This is a genomic window from Labedella phragmitis (genome assembly GCF_004078635.1).
Taxonomy (GTDB): Bacteria; Actinomycetota; Actinomycetes; order Actinomycetales; family Microbacteriaceae; genus Labedella; species Labedella phragmitis.
In genome coordinates, this window is record NZ_RZNB01000002.1 from 410370 (window position 1) to 426706 (window position 16337).

Below are 16337 nucleotides of genomic sequence, written 5' to 3' on the forward strand. Positions count from 1 at the left end.
TTCGCGGAGAGGGCTCTCTCGAACGGCGACGGTCCGATCGGTGCTTCCACACTCATTCTACGGAGACGACGGCGTCTCTCGAACCATGCCCCGCACGGATCGGCCCCCGGGAACGGGGGTCCGGAGTCGGGGCGACCGCGCTCATCGCGCGGCCATGCTTGGCGGCTCGGGAATGCGTGATCGCACGCGCCTGTTGCCGACTAGAGGAGAGAAAGGTAGCCATGTCTGACGTCCTGATCGATCGCCCAGAGCTCGAGAGCCTCGGCGTGTACGAATTCGGCTGGTCCGACTCGGACGTCGCGGGAGCTTCCGCGCGTCGTGGAGTGTCGCCCGAGGTTGTCGCAGACATCTCGCGGCTCAAGGACGAACCGGAGTGGATGCTGAAACGGCGCATGCGCGGTCTCGACCTCTTCGGTCGCAAGCCCATGCCGACGTGGGGCGCCGATCTCTCCGACATCGACTTCGACAACATCAAATACTTCGTACGGTCGACCGAGCGCCAGGCGGCGACGTGGGAGGAACTCCCCGACGACATCAAGAACACCTACGAGCGGCTCGGCATCCCCGAGGCCGAGCGTCAGCGTCTCGTCGCCGGTGTCGCCGCCCAGTACGAGTCCGAAGTGGTCTACCACCAGATCAACGAGGAACTCGAGCGTCAGGGCGTCATCTTCATGGACACGGACACGGCTCTCAAGGAGCACCCCGAGTTCTTCGAGGAGTACTTCGGCACGGTCATCCCGGCCGGCGACAACAAGTTCGCCGCGCTCAACACGGCCGTCTGGTCGGGAGGTTCGTTCGTCTACGTGCCGCCCGGCGTTCACGTCGAGATCCCGCTTCAGGCTTACTTCCGCATCAACACGGAGAACATGGGCCAGTTCGAGCGGACGCTCATCATCGCCGACGAGGGCAGCTACGTCCACTACATCGAGGGCTGCACGGCCCCGATCTACAAGTCGGACTCGCTCCACTCGGCCGTCGTCGAGATCATCGCGAAAAAGAATGCCCGCGTGCGGTACACGACGATCCAGAACTGGTCGAACAACGTCTACAACCTCGTCACGAAGCGTGCGATCGCCCAGGAGGGCGCGACGATGGAGTGGATCGACGGCAACATCGGATCCAAGGTCACGATGAAGTACCCGTCCATCTACCTCACCGGTGAACACGCCAAGGGCGAGACGCTTTCGGTCGCTTTCGCGGGTCCCGGTCAGCATCAGGACGCCGGCGCCAAGATGATCCACATGGCTCCGTACACGCAGTCGTCGATCGTCTCGAAGTCGATCGCCCGCGGTGGTGGTCGTGCAGGCTACCGTGGCGAGGTCCGCGTCGACGCGAACGCCCACCACTCGGCCAACACGGTGCGGTGCGACGCTCTGCTCGTCGACACGATCTCGCGCAGCGACACCTACCCGGCGATCGACATCCGCGTGGACGACGTCCAGCTCGGTCACGAGGCGACCGTGTCGCGTGTGAGCGAGGAGCAGCTCTTCTACCTCATGTCGCGCGGTATGCCGGAGGACGAGGCCATGGCCATGATCGTCCGCGGTTTCATCGAGCCCATCGCTCGAGAGCTGCCCATGGAGTACGCGCTCGAACTCAACAAGCTCATCGAGATGGGCATGGAAGGATCCGTCGGCTAGTGACGACAGCAGTGCCGGCTGGGGCTCCCAGCCAAACCCTCGAGACCACCGGTCAACACGGCTTCCGCGCGCACAGCGACGGTGCCGGCGCATTCGTGCCGGTCCAGACGCGCTCGGAGCGTTTCACCTCCACGAACGTCGACGACTTCGACGCCGTGACCGGACGTGAGCAGTCGTGGAAGCTCACCCCGGTCGCACGCGTCGCCGACCTCATCGACGGTGACCTGGACGGCTCGGCGTATCGCGTCGACGCCGACCAGGTCGACGGCGTATCCGTCACGTGGGGAGCCGTCGATGCCGTCGAGCGCGGCCGCGCCGGCATCCCCGAGGAGCGCGCAGCGGCCAACGCCTGGACGCAGACGCGGGAGGTGCTGCGCGTCGAGGTGTCGGGTGAGGAGATGAAGCGCGCGAACATCCGCCGGACCGCCCTCGGAACGACGGCTCGTGCCGCTCACACGGTCATCAACGCGGCTCCCTTCAGCCGTGGCCTCGTCATCCTCGACAGCGCAGGCCAGGCCAAGCTCACGGAGAACGTGGAGATCGTCGTCGGTGACGGCGCTGATCTCACCGTCGTGAGCGTGCAGGGCTGGGACGACGACGCTCTGCACCTCGCTGCACACTTCGCGACGGTGGGTCGCGACGCGAAGCTGAAGCACGTGGTCGTGTCGCTCGGCGGCTCGGTCGTCCGCGTGAATCCCTCGACGCACCTCGGTGCGGAGGGTGGCGACGTCGAGGCCCTCGGCCTCTACTTCTCCGACGCGGGTCAGCACCTCGAGCAGCAGGTGTACGTCAACCACGATGCCCCGCACACGCGGAGCCGGGTCACCTACAAGGGTGCGCTCCAGGGCGAGGGCGCCCGATCCGTCTGGATCGGCGACGTCCTCATCGGCCAGAAGGCCACGGGCACCGACAGCTACGAGCAGAACCGCAACCTCGTCCTCACGGACGGCACGCGCGCCGACTCCATCCCGAACCTCGAGATCGAGACGGGCGACATCGCCGGTGCCGGGCACGCGAGTGCCACCGGGCGCTTCGACGACGAGCAGCTCTTCTACCTCCAGGCTCGCGGCATCGGCGAGGAGGAGGCGCGCCGCCTCGTCGTGCGCGGATTCCTCACCGAGGTCGTACAGCAGATCGGCGACCCGGAGCTGCAGGAGCGCCTGGACCGCGCGATCGAGGCGGAGCTCGCGGGTACCGACCTGCTCTCCGCGAGCGAGCGCTGATCGTGCAGGAGAAGGTCTGTCCGGTCGCCGAACTGGCCCCGAACCAAGCACGCCGCGTCGTCGTCGGGGGAGCGCCCATCGCGCTCGTACTCGACGGAGACGGCGCAGTCCACGCGATCGGCGACACGTGCACCCACGGCGACATCTCCCTCTCCGAGGGGTTCGTCGAGGACTCGGCCCTCGAGTGCTGGGCGCACGGCTCGAAGTTCGAGCTCACGACCGGCAAGCCCCTGACGCTGCCGGCCTACGAACCCGTTCCCGTCTACGAGGTCGAACTCCGTGACGGCGACATCTACATCGACCCGACCGTAACGAAAGTGATCTAGCGACATGGCTGTACTCGAAATCCGCGACCTGCACGTGAGCGTGGAGACCGACCAGGGAACGAAGCCCATCCTGAAGGGCGTCGACCTCACGATCCGCGAGGGCGAGACCCACGCGATCATGGGGCCGAACGGTTCCGGCAAGTCGACTCTCGCCTACACGATCGCCGGCCACCCCAAGTACACCGTCGAGTCGGGCACCATTACCCTCGACGGTGAGGACGTGCTCGCGATGAGCGTCGATGAGCGCGCTCGTGCCGGACTCTTCCTCGCGATGCAGTACCCCGTCGAGATCCCGGGCGTGACCGTGACGAACTTCCTCCGCACGGCCAAGACGGCCGTCGACGGTGAGGCTCCCGCGGTTCGCAGCTGGATCAAGGACGTGCGCGAGTCGATGTCGAACCTCCGCATGGACTCCTCGTTCGCCGAGCGCAACGTCAACGAGGGCTTCTCGGGCGGCGAGAAGAAGCGCCACGAGATCCTGCAGCTCGAACTCCTCAAGCCGACGTTCGCCGTGCTCGACGAGACCGACTCCGGCCTCGACGTCGACGCGCTCAAGATCGTGTCGGAGGGCGTCAACCGTGCGAAGGAGAACACCGGACTCGGCGTCCTCCTCATCACCCACTACACGCGCATCCTGCGGTACATCAAGCCGGACTTCGTCCACGTGTTCGTCGCGGGCAAGGTCGCGGAGCAGGGTGGACCCGAGCTCGCCGATCGCCTGGAAGACGAGGGATACGATCGCTATCTCTCCGACGCTCCCGTAGCATAACGACATGGTAACGACGCTCGCTCCCGACAAGTTCGACCAGGTCGAGGAAGCTCTCAAGGACGTCATGGATCCCGAGTTGGGGATCAACGTCGTCGACCTCGGTCTCATCTACGACCTGGGATGGGACGAGGAGAACGACGCCCTCGTCATCCACATGACGCTCACCTCGGCGGGCTGCCCGCTCACCGACGTGCTCGAGGAGCAGACGGCCGAGGCGCTCGACGGCGTCGTGGACGCCTTCCGCATCAACTGGGTCTGGATGCCGCCGTGGGGCCCGGAGCGGATCACCGATGACGGCCGCGACATGATGCGAGCTCTCGGCTTCGCCATCTGACGACCGAGGAAGCCGACCGGAACACTCCGGTCGGCTTTCGCGTATCCGGAGGAGACCATGAACGAGTTGCCCGCGGCGCCGCTCCATGTCTTGCGCTCGCGCACGAGCGAGAAGTGGCGCGAGTACCCCTCCGACGTCATCCCCATGTTCGTGGCCGAGGCGGACTTCCCCCTCGCCGAACCGATCGCCGCGGCTCTCCACTCGGCGGTGGAGCGCGGCGACACCGGCTATGTCGCGTCGCACACGGAGCTCCCTCGGGCCTTCGCCGGATTCGCGGAGCGGCGGTGGGGCTGGTCCCTCGATACCGCTCACATCCAGACGACGGCCGACGTGAGCATGGGCATCGTCGAGATCCTCCGGCGCATCGACGTCGGGACGGGCCTCGTGATCACGCCGCCCGTGTATCCGCCGTTCTACATGCTCGCGGCCGAGGCGGGCGTTCCCGTCGTGGACGTCGCCCTCACACCGGAGGGAACCCTCGACCTCGGGGCGATCGAAGCGGCGCTCCACAGGGGAGCGCGGGCCGTCCTGCTCTGCAATCCGCACAACCCGTTCGGTCACCCTCACGACGCCGCGTCGCTCTCCGCGCTCGCGACGCTCGCCGACGCCGCGGGTGCGATCGTCGTGAGCGATGAGATCCACGCGCCGCTCACGCACTCCGACGCGCGCTTCACCCCGTGGCTCTCGGTCTCGGATGCCGCACGCCGGATCGGTTTCGCCCTGCACTCGGCGAGCAAGGCGTGGAACATCGCGGGACTCAAATGCGCCATGATGATCGCCGACGATCCCGACCGCACCGCCTTCCTGCGGTCGCTCCCCGACGAGGTCGCCTGGAGGACAGGCCAGTTCGGCGTGATCGCGAGCATCGCGGCCTACGACGACGGCGAGGAGTGGCTCGATCGTGCGGTCCTGACCATCGAGCGCAATCGCCGCACCCTCGTCTCCCGGCTGGCCGACGAAGTCCCCGACGCACGGGTGCACGAGCCGCACGCCGGATACCTCGCCTGGGTCGACCTCGGTGCGCTCGGCTGGGACGCCGACCCCGCCGACGTGATCCTCGAACGTGCGAAGGTCGCGCTCCGCACGGGCGCCGACTTCGGACCGGGTGGTGCGGGACACGTCCGCGTCAATCTCGCGTGCGATCCCGCCCTGCTCGAGGAAGCCATCGTCCGCATCGTCACGGTCGCGCGGGGCGATCGCGTCACTTCCACGTCGTAGACTGGGGGGCTGACCCCCTCTTCTCCACCACACCGTCCAGTGCGGCGCCGACGTGCGCCCGGGCGAGAAACGGATACACCGTGCTGAGCGTTCACGACCTCGAGATCCGCGTGGGAGCGCGCGTACTCATGGAGGGCGTCGACTTCCGGGTGTCGGACGGCGACAAGATCGGTCTCGTTGGGCGCAACGGTGCCGGGAAGACGACGCTCACGAAGGTCCTCTCCGGTGAACTGATGCCGAACTCCGGCTCGGTCGAGCTGAGCGGGGAGCTCGGCTACCTCCCTCAGGATCCGCGCTCCGGAGACCCGGAGGAACTCGCCCGCACGCGCATCCTCAACGCCCGCGGCCTCGGCGACATCGTGCTCGGGATGCAGGAGTCGACGATCGACATGGCCTCGTCCGACACGGCTGTCAGTAACGCCGCCATGAAGCGCTACGGCAACCTCGAAGAACGCTTCCACATGCTCGGGGGCTACTCGGCAGAGGCCGAGGCGGCGTCGATCGCGAGCAACCTGAACCTGCCGGACCGCATCCTCGATCAGCAGCTGAAGACGCTGTCGGGCGGCCAGCGTCGCCGCATCGAGCTCGCCAGGATCCTCTTCTCGGACGCTCGCACCATGATCCTCGACGAGCCGACCAACCACCTGGATGCCGACTCGGTCGTCTGGTTGCGCGAGTTCCTCAAGAACTACACGGGTGGATTCATCGTCATCAGCCACGACGTCGAGCTCGTGGGGGAGACGGTCAACCGCGTCTTCTACCTCGACGCGAACCGCCAGGTCATCGACACCTACAACATGAACTGGAAGAACTACCAGAAGCAGCGCCAGGCCGACGAGGAGCGCCGCAAGAAGGAGCGCGCCAACGTCGAGAAGAAGGCGACGACCCTGCAGCTGCAGGCCGCCCGGTTCGGCGCGAAGGCCTCGAAGGCCGCAGCGGCGCACCAGATGGTCGCTCGCGCCGAGAAGATGCTCGCCGGCCTCGACGACGTCCGTGCCGTCGATCGGGTCGCCAAGCTGCGGTTCCCGCAGCCCGCTCCCTGCGGTCGGACCCCGCTCATGGCGTCGAACCTGTCCCGCTCGTACGGATCGCTCGAGATCTTCACGGCCGTCGATCTCGCGATCGACCGGGGCTCGAAGGTCGTCATCCTGGGTTTCAACGGCGCCGGCAAGACGACGCTCCTCCGCATCCTCGCGGGTGTCGACAAGCCCGACACGGGGCAGGTCGAGCCGGGCCACGGGTTGCGCATCGGGTACTACGCGCAGGAGCACGAGACGCTCGACGTCAAGCGTTCGGTGCTCGAGAACATGGTGTCGGCGTCCCCGAACATCACGGAGACCGAGGCCCGCAAGGTGCTCGGATCGTTCCTCTTCACGGGAGACGACTCGATGAAGCCGGCCGGCGTCCTCTCCGGCGGGGAGAAGACACGGCTCGCCCTCGCGATGATCGTCGTGTCCGGGGCGAACGTCCTCCTCCTCGACGAGCCCACGAACAACCTCGATCCCGCGAGCCGCGACGAGATCCTCGACGCCCTCGCGCACTACGAGGGCGCGGTCGTGCTCGTGAGTCACGACGAGGGCGCCGTCGAGGCCCTCAACCCCGAGCGCGTCCTCATCCTCCCCGACGGCGTCGAGGACCACTGGAACAAGGACTACGCGGAGCTCATCAGCCTCGCCTGATCCGGACGGGCGGGCTCGTCGGTCCCTCAGGGGCGGGGGGCACCCGCATCGAGCAACTCGTCTTCGATGTCCGCGTCCGTGCGCTTCTGCTTGCGCTTCGCTTCGCGCTCCTCGGCTCGCCGACGCTCGTCCGGGTCGTCGGCGTTGAGCGCTCGGTACTCCTGGCGCACGGCGTAGCCGAGGAAGACGAAGCCGAGGATGCCGAAGATGAGCCACTGGAACGCGTAGGAGAGGTGAGCACCCTCATCGGGGACCGGGCGTTCGACGGACGCGGGGCGCGGTTCGGCGGGAGCGGGTGTCTCGTCCGCGAGAACCCCGTATGCGCCCGTGTAGGTCGGCTCACCGATGCGTTCGGCGAGATCGGGGAGGTGGATGGTCGCGATCTGGCCTTCGCCGGCTCCACGGTTCGCGACGGTCGGTTCTCCCGGGCGTAATCGGACCGTGACGGTGACATCTCCCGTCGGCGCGTCGGGCACGACGTCGGGGAGGTCCTGCTCGCTCCCCGTCGGGAGCCACCCGCGGTCGACGATGAAGACAATTCCGTCGTCCGTGCGGAAGGGCACGAGGACGTCGAAGCCCGGCTGACCGCCGCGCGGACGATTGCGGACGAGGGTCTGCTCGTCAGTGAGATAAGTGCCCTCGAGGAGCACCGGTCGCCACTCGTCGTCGGGGTCGAACGTGTCGAGTGCAGGCAGCACGTCGGCCACGTCGACGGGTTGGGCGTCGAAGTTGCGGTCGACGAGGTCGATCTCCGCGGTCTTCTCCGCACGGCGGGCGAGCTGCCAGTTGGACAGCAGCACACACACCACGGCGAAGACGATCGCGACGGCGAGGTAGCCGAACCACCGCCGGCTGATGGCGAAACGCCACTTGTTCACGGTGTCGTCTCCTCCTCGAGCGGACGCACCGCGACGGGGAAGTCGCGAGCGGAGAGGAACTCGCTCAAGTAGGCGACGTGCTCTTCGCATGCGAGCCAGATCTTCGTGCGCTCGGGCCCGTGGATGCGCGGGTTGCGCCACTCCACGCGCGATGTCGCGGTCTCGGAGCACCCCGCTCGAGAGCACGTGTGCCGATCGGGCACGGAGCCGAGGCCGATCACCGTCCGTCTCCGGCGGACCGATCCGCCGCGGGCGGCGGCTCGACGAACCCTCGATCGATCGCGAGGGATTCCCGCGGCCCCGGTGCCTCGACCCGGCCGGCGCGGTTGTCACCGACGTTCGCGAGGACCACGGCGATGTAGGGAAGGACGATCGCCCCGAGAGCGAAGACCCACATCCACCAACCGGGAACCACGAAGACGAGCAGGATGCACGCCATCCGAACGCTCATGGCGATCGAGTACTTGCGCATCCTGCTGCGGCGTTCCTCGTCGGGAGACGCCGGGAGAGAGGTGATGGAGGGTTGTTTCATCGTCACGAACAGCCTACGTCCATCTCCTAGGCTGTAAGGCGGCCGGGGCGACCTTCACGGCCCCCTCGCATTCTCCGGCCGGGTACCCGGCCGCCGAAGCCCGCACTCGCACGACCGCTCGGATTGGATCTCATGACTACAGCACGCACCGTTCTCATCACCGGAGGGAACCGGGGCATCGGCTACTCCATCGCGGAGGAATTCATCGTCGCCGGGCATCGCGTCGCGGTGACCGCCCGCTCGGGTTCCGGACCGGAGGGCGCGCTCACGGTCCGGGCCGACGTCACCGACACGGCTTCCGTGGATGCTGCGTTCTCCGAGGTCGAGCGCGAGCTCGGACCGGTCGAGGTCCTCGTCTCGAACGCGGGCATCACCGCGGACACCCTCATCATGCGGATGGCCGACGACGACTTCGACCGTGTCGTCGACACGAACCTCGGCGGATCGTTCCGCGTCGTCAAGCGCGCGTCGAAGGGCATGCTCAAGGCCCGCTTCGGTCGCATCGTGCTCATCTCGAGCGTCGTCGGCCTCTACGGTTCGCCCGGCCAGGTCAACTATGCGTCGTCGAAGGCCGGCCTCGTCGGGATGGCTCGATCGATCACGCGCGAGCTCGGTGCGCGAGGGATCACCGCGAACGTCGTCGCCCCGGGCTTCATCGAGACCGACATGACCGACGCCTTGCCAGAGGAGCAGCGGGCCGAGTACCTCAAGTCGATCCCGGCCGGCCGCTACGCGACGGCGTCGGAGGTCGCGAAGGTGGTGACGTGGCTCGCAGGTGACGACGCCGGATACATCTCGGGCGCCGTCATCCCCGTCGACGGCGGCCTCGGCATGGGGCACTGACCCCCTGCACATCAATTTGGCGATGGTGCACGCAGTTACGCGCACCATCGCCAAATCAACCACCTCACGGGCGGAGGCGGGGGAGTCCGAGCAGGGGGAGCACCGAGGTAAGGTCCCGCTCGCGTAGGACCACGTCGGCTGCGGCCCGCACGGCGGGCTTCGCGTCGAACGCGACGCCGAGTCCCGCCGCGGACATCATCCGCAGATCGTTGGCGCCGTCACCGATCGCGACCGTGCGCTCGAGCGGGATGTCCCAGTCGGCGGCCCACTCCCGCAGGGTCTCGGCCTTCGCCTCGGCGTCGATGATCGGGCCGTCGACCTCGCCCGTGAGAATGGAGTCGGTGACCATGAGGCGGTTCGCCCTCCACCCGTCGAGGCCGAGCCGGGTCGCGAGGGGGTCGAGCAGTTCGTGGAACCCGCCGGAGACGACGCAGACGACGCCGCCCGCGCCGTGCACCCCGTCGATCAGCTCGGGCACACCGGTCGTGACGACGATGCGCGGAGCGACGGCGTCGAAGACCGCGCTATCGAGGCCGCGGAGGGTCGCGACGCGCTCGACGAGGCTCGCGGAGAAGTCGAGTTCGCCCCTCATCGCCCGCTCGGTCACCCGCGCGACGTGTTCGAGTGTTCCCGCTTCTGCGGCGAGCAGTTCGATCGCCTCGTTCTCGATGAGCGTCGAGTCGACGTCGAGGACCACGAGGAATCGCGGCGCCGAGGAGCCTCCGCCGGTCGAGCGTTCACTCACGGGACGACCCTGACCCCCTTGCCGACGACGGTGAGCCCGGAGTCGGTGACGGTGAAGCCGCGAGCACGGTCGCGATCGTGATCGACGCCGACCTGCGCGCCGGACTCGACGACGACCTCTTTGTCGAGGATCGCGCGCTGAACGACGGCGTCCGGCCGGATGGTCACCCGGTCGAAGAGCACCGAGTCGACGACTTTCGACCCCGACTCGACGAGAGCCCAGGAACCGAGCACGCTGCGCTCGATGTGAGCGCCCGAGATGAGCGACCCGAGTGACACGATCGAGTCGATCGTCTCGCCCAGATTGCCGCGCGCATCGCGCACGAACTTCGCGGGGGGCGAGTTGAGCTGCTGCGAGAAGATCGGCCAGTGGGCGTTGTAGAGGTTGAAGATCGGGAGCGTCGAGATGAGGTCCTGGTGGGCCTCGAAGAAACTGTCGATCGTTCCGACGTCCCGCCAGTAGGCGCGATCGCGGTCCGTCGATCCGGGGACGTCGTTGCGCTTGAAGTCGTAGACGCCCGCTTGACCCTTGTTCACGAAGTAGGGCACGATGTCGCCGCCCATGTCGTGGTTCGAGGTCGTCGACTCGCCGTCGACCGTGACGGCCTCGATGAGGGCGTCGGCGTCGAAGACGTAATTGCCCATCGAGGCGAAGACCTCGTGCGGCGCGTCCGCGAGGCCCGTCGCATTGATCGGCTTCTCGAGGAACTCCCGGATCGCAGTCGGGTCGTCCGGCTGCACGTCGATGACGCCGAACTGGTCGCTCAGTTCGATCGGTTGCCGGATGGCGGCGACCGTCGCGGGCTTCCCCGAGGCGATGTGGGCCTCGATCATGTCGTTGAAGTCCATGCGGTAGACGTGATCGGCGCCGACCACGACGACGATGTCGGGCTTCTCGTCGCGGATCAGGTTGAGGCTCTGGAGGATCGCGTCGGCGGACCCAGAGAACCACCGCTTCCCGAGGCGCTGCTGCGCCGGGACGGAGGCGACGTACGAGTTGAGCAGACCGGAGAGCCGCCAGGTCTGGGAGACGTGGCGGTCGAGGCTGTGCGACTTGTACTGCGTCAGGACCACGATCTGGGTCAGTCCCGAGTTGATCAGGTTCGACAGGGCGAAATCGATGAGCCGGTACTGACCGGCGAAAGGCACCGCGGGCTTCGCCCGGTCGGCCGTGAGGGGCATGAGACGCTTGCCCTCACCGCCGGCGAGGACGATTCCGAAGACCTTCTTCGTTGCAGGCATGCCCCCACCCTAGAGGAGGAGTTGGAGGTGTACTACCGTCGGAGAATGCGAGTCGACCTGCTGACACGGGAGTATCCACCGGAGATCTATGGGGGAGCGGGGGTGCACGTCACCGAGCTCGTCAAAGCCCTCCGAGCCGACATCGACGTCTCGGTGCGGTGCTTCGGCGCGGATCGCGACGCTCCCGACACCTTCGCCTACCGAGTCCCCACGGAGCTCGCGTCGGCGAACGCCGCGATCGGGACGCTCGGCGCGGACCTCCAGATGGCACAGGACTGTGCCGGCGCGGATCTCGTGCACTCGCACACCTGGTACGCGAACGGCGCCGGTCACGTGGCGAGCCTGCTGCACGGCGTCCCTCACGTCGTCACGGCGCACAGCCTCGAGCCTTTGCGGCCGTGGAAGGCCGAGCAGCTCGGTGGCGGTTACCGCGTGTCCAGCTGGATCGAGAAGACGGCCTTCGAGTCGGCCGCCGCGGTGGTCGCCGTGAGCGGCGGCATGCGCGCTGACATCCTGCGGAGCTATCCGGGGCTTGATCCGGCGAAAGTCGAGGTGATATACAACGGCATCGACCTCGACGAGTGGCGTCCCGTCGACGACCCCGACTTCGTTCGCGCGGCCGGAATCGATCCCGACAAGCCGTCCATCGTCTTCGTCGGGCGCATCACGCGGCAGAAGGGACTCCCGTACCTGCTCAAAGCCGCGAAGTCGCTTCCGGACGACGTTCAGCTCGTGCTGTGCGCCGGCGCGCCCGATACTCCGGAGATCCTCGCGGAGGTCGAAGCAGGCGTGCGGGAACTGCAGCACTCGCGCGCCGGCGTCGTCTGGATCGACCGCATGCTCGCGCGTCGCGAGCTCTGCGCGATCCTCACGAGCGCGACGGCGTTCGTCTGTCCCTCGGTCTACGAGCCGCTCGGAATCGTCAACCTCGAGGCCATGGCGTGCGGCGCCCCCGTCGTGGGGTCGGCCACCGGCGGCATTCCCGAGGTCGTCGCGGACGGCGAGACGGGGCTCCTCGTCCCGATCGAGCAGGTCACCGACGGGACGGGTACACCCGTCGACGCCAATCGCTTCGTGGCGGATCTCGCGGACGCGATGACACGGATCGTCTCGGATCCGCGAGCGGCGCAGATGGGTGCTGCAGGACGCAAGCGGGCGGAGGAGATGTTCAGTTGGCAGCGCATCGCGGACGACACGCGCGCCCTCTACGCTTCGGTCTTGGGGCGTTGATCGGGCGCTATCGTGCCCGTGCGGCCGATAGGCTAGAGACCATGTCGTCGGTTCTCGATCTCTCAGCTGTGTCCGTCGTCCGTAATGGCAACGCCATCCTCCACGACGTGGACTGGACCGTCACCGACGATCAGCGATGGGTCATCCTCGGCCCCAATGGTGCGGGGAAGACGACGCTTCTGCAGCTCGCGTCGAGCTTCATGTTCCCGACCTCGGGGACGGTCGAACTGCTCGGCAACCGGCTCGGGCGCGTGGACGTGTTCGAGATGCGCTCACGCGTCGGCTTCGCGTCCACCGCGATGTCCCGTCGGATCCCGGCGACCGAGAAGGTCATCGACGTCGTGCTGACAGCGGCCTACGCCGTCACGGGGCGATGGAACGAGTCCTACGAGGACATCGATCTCAAGCGCGCTCACCGCGTCCTCGCCGAGTGGCGACTCGACGGTCTCGCAGACCGGCGCTTCGGTTCGCTGAGCGACGGCGAGCAGAAGCGTGTTCAGATCGCCCGCAGCGTCATGACCGATCCGGAGCTCCTCCTCCTCGACGAGCCAGCAGCGAGCCTCGACCTCGGCGCCCGCGAAGAGCTCGTCGGCCTCCTGAGCGGCTTCGCGCAGGCCGACGACTCACCGGCGATCGTCATGGTCACGCACCACGTCGAGGAGATCCCGCCGGGATTCACACACGCACTCCTCATCGCTCGCGGCGGCATCGTTGCGAGCGGCCCGATCGCCGAGGCGCTCACCTCCGAGAGCCTCACCGCGACGTTCGATCTCCCCATCGAGCTCGACGAGCGCGACGGCCGCTTCTCCGCTCGCGCGGTCTGATCGGCGCGTCGCGCCTCCCATAACGGCGCGGGATTCTGGTAAACTCGACAGTCGGCTCGCACGCCCGCGTGGTTTCGCGTCGTGCCCTGCGGGTCGAACAGACATCCGACACCGATTCGATCGTCGGCGAGCGTCGTTCTCCACGACCGGCACTCGACCCCAACAACGTATGAACAAGGACCTCCGATGAAGACTGACATCCACCCGACGTACAACGCCGTCGTGTTCCGCGACCTCGCCTCGGGCGCGTCGTTCCTCACGCGTTCGACGGTGTCGAGCGACAAGACGGTCGAGTGGGAAGACGGCAACACGTACCCCGTGATCGACGTCGAGATCTCGTCCGAGTCGCACCCGTTCTACACGGGCAAGCAGCGCATCATGGACTCGGCCGGTCGTGTCGAGAAGTTCAACCAGCGCTTCAAGAGCTTCGGCAAGTAGTCATCGCGCGGCGATCGCCGCGAGCATCGAGACGGTCGGTTCCTCCGGGAGCCGGCCGTTTCGTCGTCTGCGAGCATCCTCGTGGGGCGCGGGAACGCGGGCGGGCCGGTTCGCAGGTGGGGCCTCAGCGGACGGGCCAGAGCCCCGAGGTCACGAACTCCGGGTCCTTCGTGCGCCGCATGTAGTCCTGGAAGCTCTCGGCCTGCGAACGGCACCAGTCGACCTGGAGACCATGGAGGTGGTGCGGGGCGACGTCGAGGGCCTCGGCGTAGACGCGCGCGATCGCCTGGGCGACCCGTCCGGCCGCGATCGCGTCCGAGCTCGCCTCGTGGGCCGAGAGGAGATCGACACCGTAGTAACCCGCGGCCGCTGCGAGGGTGCGCTTGCCGCGACGGTACCGGTCGACGGCCTTGTCGATCACGAGCGGATCGATGATGGGAGCCGGTTCGTGGATGGGCTCGTGACCGTGCCGCCGGGCTTCCGCAGCGAGCAGGGACAGGTCGTACGGCGCGTTGTAGACGACGACGGGGATGCCGGCATCGAAGAGGGCGTTGAGTTCGTCGATGATCTCGGCCACCACCTCGGCAGCCGGGCGACCCTCTGCCTGTGCGCGTTCCGTGCTGATGCCGTGCACCGCCGTGGCCTGCTCGGGGATCGGTACTCCCGGATCGGCGAGCCAATCGCGACTGCGGACGACGCGTCCGTCGGCGTCGAGGAGACCGACGTGGGCGCTGACGATACGCGCCGTGCTGGTGTCGAGTCCCGTCGTCTCGAGGTCGAAGACCCCGAGCGTCGACCACCAGGGCGTTGCTGTTCCGATGTCCACGTTGTCACGATAGACGCGACCACCGACGACGACCCGTCACTCGGTGGGCGAGTCGGCCGCCGGGACGGTGAGGCTCCTCGTGCCCCCTAAACTGGAGGTCTCATGGTCGCGACTTCCCCCTACGAGGCGCTCCTGCGCCGCGTCCCCGTCCGAGAGCACGCGACGCCGGTGCTGGGCACCTCCACGGCGTGGTGGGAGTACGGACCGAGCGACGCCGCGGTCACTCTCGTCCTCGTGCACGGGTTCCGCGGCGACCATCATGGACTCGAGCCCGTCGTGGCCCACCTGCGCGGCTATCGGCTGATCGCCCCCGACCTACCCGGTTTCGGCACGTCCGAGCCCCTCGTCGACGGACATGACATCGAGGGCTACTCGCGCTGGTTGCGAGCGTTCGTGGAGACCGTCGCCCCCGGCGGCCGGGCCGTCGTGCTGGGGCACTCCTTCGGCTCGATCGTGGCCGCGACGGCTGTCGCGGACGGTCTCGAGACGCCGTCGCTCATCCTCGTGAACCCGATCGCCGCGCCGGCCCTCGCCGGACCGCGCGGTGTCCTGACCCGACTCGCGGTCTTCTACTACTGGGTGGCCGCTGCGCTTCCCGAGCGTCTCGGCTTCGCGCTCCTGCGCAATCGGCTCATCGTGCGCGTCATGAGCGAGGCCATGGCCAAGACGCGGGAGCGGTCCCTCAGGGCTTGGATCCACGCGCAGCACCAGTTGTACTTCTCCGGTTTCGCGTCCCGCCGTGTCGTGCTCGAGGCGTTCAGGGCCTCGGTCTCGAACGACGTGAGCATGGTGGCCGGAAGGATCAGGGTGCCGACGCTCCTCGTCGCGGCCGAGCGCGACGACATCACGCCCGTGACCGCCCAGCATCGGTTGACGACGCTCTTCGCCGACGCCGAACTCGAGATCATCCCGTCGGTCGGGCATCTCATCCACTACGAGGTCCCCGAGGCGGCGGCCGGATACATCGAGTCGTTCCTGACGCGGAGACCGGCGTGAGGATCCTCGTCGACTGTCGCTGGGCGACCGACGATCCCGACGACCGATTGTCGACGGCCACGCGGGGCATCGTCGCCGCTCTCGCACGGCGGCGGCCCGTCACGATGATCATCTCCGACCACCGACAGCTAGCCCTCCTCCCGGACGCTCCCTGGCAGCTCCTCCGCAGCCCGGACGACCCTCGTGAGCTTTTGACGGCGCTCGGGCTCAACACGGTCGATCCCGACGTCGTCTTCTCGCCCGCGCCGATGTGGGGGAGCGCGGGCCGTCGCTACGCCCTCGTGACGGGCGTCGGAGCCGATGCCCGTCGGAGTCTGTCCCGTCGGCGGACGTCGGGTCCGGCCATCGGGGTACTCACCTGGCTACGGATGATCCCGTTGCTCTCACGGCTGCTCATCGCCCGCGCCGACGCGATCGTCACGACCTCGTCGTCGTCGCAACGGGAGGCGATCGGCGCGAGCCGGACGCGTCAGCCCGTCGTCGCTCTCGGGGCGCTCGATGTCGACTCGACCGACCCCGGCGCGTGGGCTGAGGCGGCGGAGCGGCTCCTCGAAGTGTTCGCGGCCTTCGCGACGCGACGGCGAGTGTCCTGACC

General features: G+C 67.7%; 19 protein-coding genes. 13 read left to right on the forward strand and 6 right to left on the reverse strand.

Annotated features, from left to right (window positions below; genetic code table 11):
* Positions 1-221 precede the first annotated feature (221 nt).
* The 7 genes from sufB to ELQ90_RS06650 all read left to right on the forward strand — a co-directional run bounded on the left by sufB (position 222) and on the right by ELQ90_RS06650 (position 7189).
* Positions 222-1640 carry a Fe-S cluster assembly protein SufB gene (sufB, locus tag ELQ90_RS06620; RefSeq protein WP_128494481.1) on the forward strand — a complete coding sequence of 473 codons (1419 nt, stop codon included), beginning with the start codon at positions 222-224 and terminating at the stop codon, positions 1638-1640.
* Complete coding sequence (gene sufD, locus ELQ90_RS06625) at positions 1640-2863, forward strand: Fe-S cluster assembly protein SufD (protein WP_424980798.1); 1224 nt, start codon at positions 1640-1642, stop codon at positions 2861-2863. The genes sufB and sufD overlap by 1 nt, the downstream gene beginning before the upstream one ends.
* Positions 2863-3189: a non-heme iron oxygenase ferredoxin subunit gene (locus ELQ90_RS06630; RefSeq protein ID WP_128494482.1), complete on the forward strand. Its 327-nt coding sequence runs from the start codon at positions 2863-2865 to the stop codon at positions 3187-3189. The genes sufD and ELQ90_RS06630 overlap by 1 nt, the downstream gene beginning before the upstream one ends.
* Before the next feature lie 4 nt (positions 3190-3193).
* Positions 3194-3958, forward strand: coding sequence for a Fe-S cluster assembly ATPase SufC (gene sufC / locus ELQ90_RS06635; protein WP_128494483.1), 765 nt, complete (start codon positions 3194-3196; stop codon positions 3956-3958).
* 4 nt (positions 3959-3962) lie between these two features.
* Complete coding sequence (locus ELQ90_RS06640) at positions 3963-4292, forward strand: metal-sulfur cluster assembly factor (protein WP_128494484.1); 330 nt, start codon at positions 3963-3965, stop codon at positions 4290-4292.
* A 57-nt stretch (positions 4293-4349) separates the two neighbouring features.
* The gene (locus tag ELQ90_RS06645; RefSeq protein ID WP_128494485.1) at positions 4350-5510 is read left to right on the forward strand and encodes a MalY/PatB family protein; all 1161 of its coding nucleotides are present in this window, start codon (positions 4350-4352) and stop codon (positions 5508-5510) included.
* A gap of 80 nt (positions 5511-5590) precedes the next feature.
* Positions 5591-7189: an ABC-F family ATP-binding cassette domain-containing protein gene (locus tag ELQ90_RS06650; RefSeq protein ID WP_128494486.1), complete on the forward strand. Its 1599-nt coding sequence runs from the start codon at positions 5591-5593 to the stop codon at positions 7187-7189.
* A gap of 26 nt (positions 7190-7215) precedes the next feature.
* On the opposite strand, the gene ELQ90_RS06655 is transcribed toward ELQ90_RS06650, so the two are convergent.
* The 3 genes from ELQ90_RS06655 to ELQ90_RS06665 all read right to left on the reverse strand — a co-directional run bounded on the left by ELQ90_RS06655 (position 7216) and on the right by ELQ90_RS06665 (position 8599).
* Positions 7216-8067, reverse strand: coding sequence for an SURF1 family cytochrome oxidase biogenesis protein (locus tag ELQ90_RS06655; RefSeq protein ID WP_128494487.1), 852 nt, complete (start codon positions 8065-8067; stop codon positions 7216-7218).
* Complete coding sequence (locus ELQ90_RS06660) at positions 8064-8213, reverse strand: hypothetical protein (RefSeq protein WP_424980799.1); 150 nt, start codon at positions 8211-8213, stop codon at positions 8064-8066. Before ELQ90_RS06660 ends, ELQ90_RS06655 begins: the two co-directional genes overlap by 4 nt.
* A 71-nt stretch (positions 8214-8284) precedes the next feature.
* Positions 8285-8599 carry a DUF3099 domain-containing protein gene (locus ELQ90_RS06665; protein ID WP_243696070.1) on the reverse strand — a complete coding sequence of 105 codons (315 nt, stop codon included), beginning with the start codon at positions 8597-8599 and terminating at the stop codon, positions 8285-8287.
* A 132-nt stretch (positions 8600-8731) separates the two neighbouring features.
* Here ELQ90_RS06665 and fabG point away from each other — a divergent pair, with 132 nt between their 5' ends.
* Entirely contained in the window at positions 8732-9442 is a 711-nt protein-coding gene (gene fabG / locus ELQ90_RS06670; protein WP_128494490.1) for a 3-oxoacyl-ACP reductase FabG, read from the forward strand.
* Between the two features lie 64 nt (positions 9443-9506).
* Here fabG and serB read toward each other — a convergent pair whose 3' ends face one another.
* Positions 9507-10187, reverse strand: coding sequence for a phosphoserine phosphatase SerB (serB, locus tag ELQ90_RS06675; RefSeq protein ID WP_128494491.1), 681 nt, complete (start codon positions 10185-10187; stop codon positions 9507-9509).
* Positions 10184-11428, reverse strand: a complete 1245-nt coding sequence (locus tag ELQ90_RS06680; protein ID WP_128494492.1) for a glucose-1-phosphate adenylyltransferase — start codon at positions 11426-11428, stop codon at positions 10184-10186. Before ELQ90_RS06680 ends, serB begins: the two co-directional genes overlap by 4 nt.
* A gap of 45 nt (positions 11429-11473) precedes the next feature.
* On the opposite strand from ELQ90_RS06680, the gene glgA reads away from it, so the two are divergent.
* From glgA to ELQ90_RS06695, 3 genes are all read left to right on the forward strand, one after another.
* Positions 11474-12658: a glycogen synthase gene (glgA, locus tag ELQ90_RS06685; protein WP_128494493.1), complete on the forward strand. Its 1185-nt coding sequence runs from the start codon at positions 11474-11476 to the stop codon at positions 12656-12658.
* A gap of 41 nt (positions 12659-12699) precedes the next feature.
* Entirely contained in the window at positions 12700-13482 is a 783-nt protein-coding gene (locus tag ELQ90_RS06690; protein WP_128494494.1) for an ABC transporter ATP-binding protein, read from the forward strand.
* Positions 13483-13668: 186 nt separating this feature from the next.
* A complete protein-coding gene (locus ELQ90_RS06695; RefSeq protein WP_106564402.1) occupies positions 13669-13920 on the forward strand; it encodes a type B 50S ribosomal protein L31 in 252 nt (83 codons plus the stop codon).
* 124 nt (positions 13921-14044) lie between these two features.
* Here the strand turns inward: ELQ90_RS06695 and ELQ90_RS06700 are convergent, their stop codons facing one another.
* A complete protein-coding gene (locus tag ELQ90_RS06700; protein WP_128494495.1) occupies positions 14045-14746 on the reverse strand; it encodes a 3'-5' exonuclease in 702 nt (233 codons plus the stop codon).
* Between the two features lie 102 nt (positions 14747-14848).
* On the opposite strand from ELQ90_RS06700, the gene ELQ90_RS06705 reads away from it, so the two are divergent.
* Both ELQ90_RS06705 and ELQ90_RS06710 read left to right on the forward strand, forming a co-directional pair.
* Positions 14849-15742: an alpha/beta fold hydrolase gene (locus tag ELQ90_RS06705; RefSeq protein WP_128494496.1), complete on the forward strand. Its 894-nt coding sequence runs from the start codon at positions 14849-14851 to the stop codon at positions 15740-15742.
* Positions 15739-16335 carry a hypothetical protein gene (locus ELQ90_RS06710; RefSeq protein WP_128494497.1) on the forward strand — a complete coding sequence of 199 codons (597 nt, stop codon included), beginning with the start codon at positions 15739-15741 and terminating at the stop codon, positions 16333-16335. Before ELQ90_RS06705 ends, ELQ90_RS06710 begins: the two co-directional genes overlap by 4 nt.
* The last annotated feature ends 2 nt before the right edge of the window (positions 16336-16337 follow it).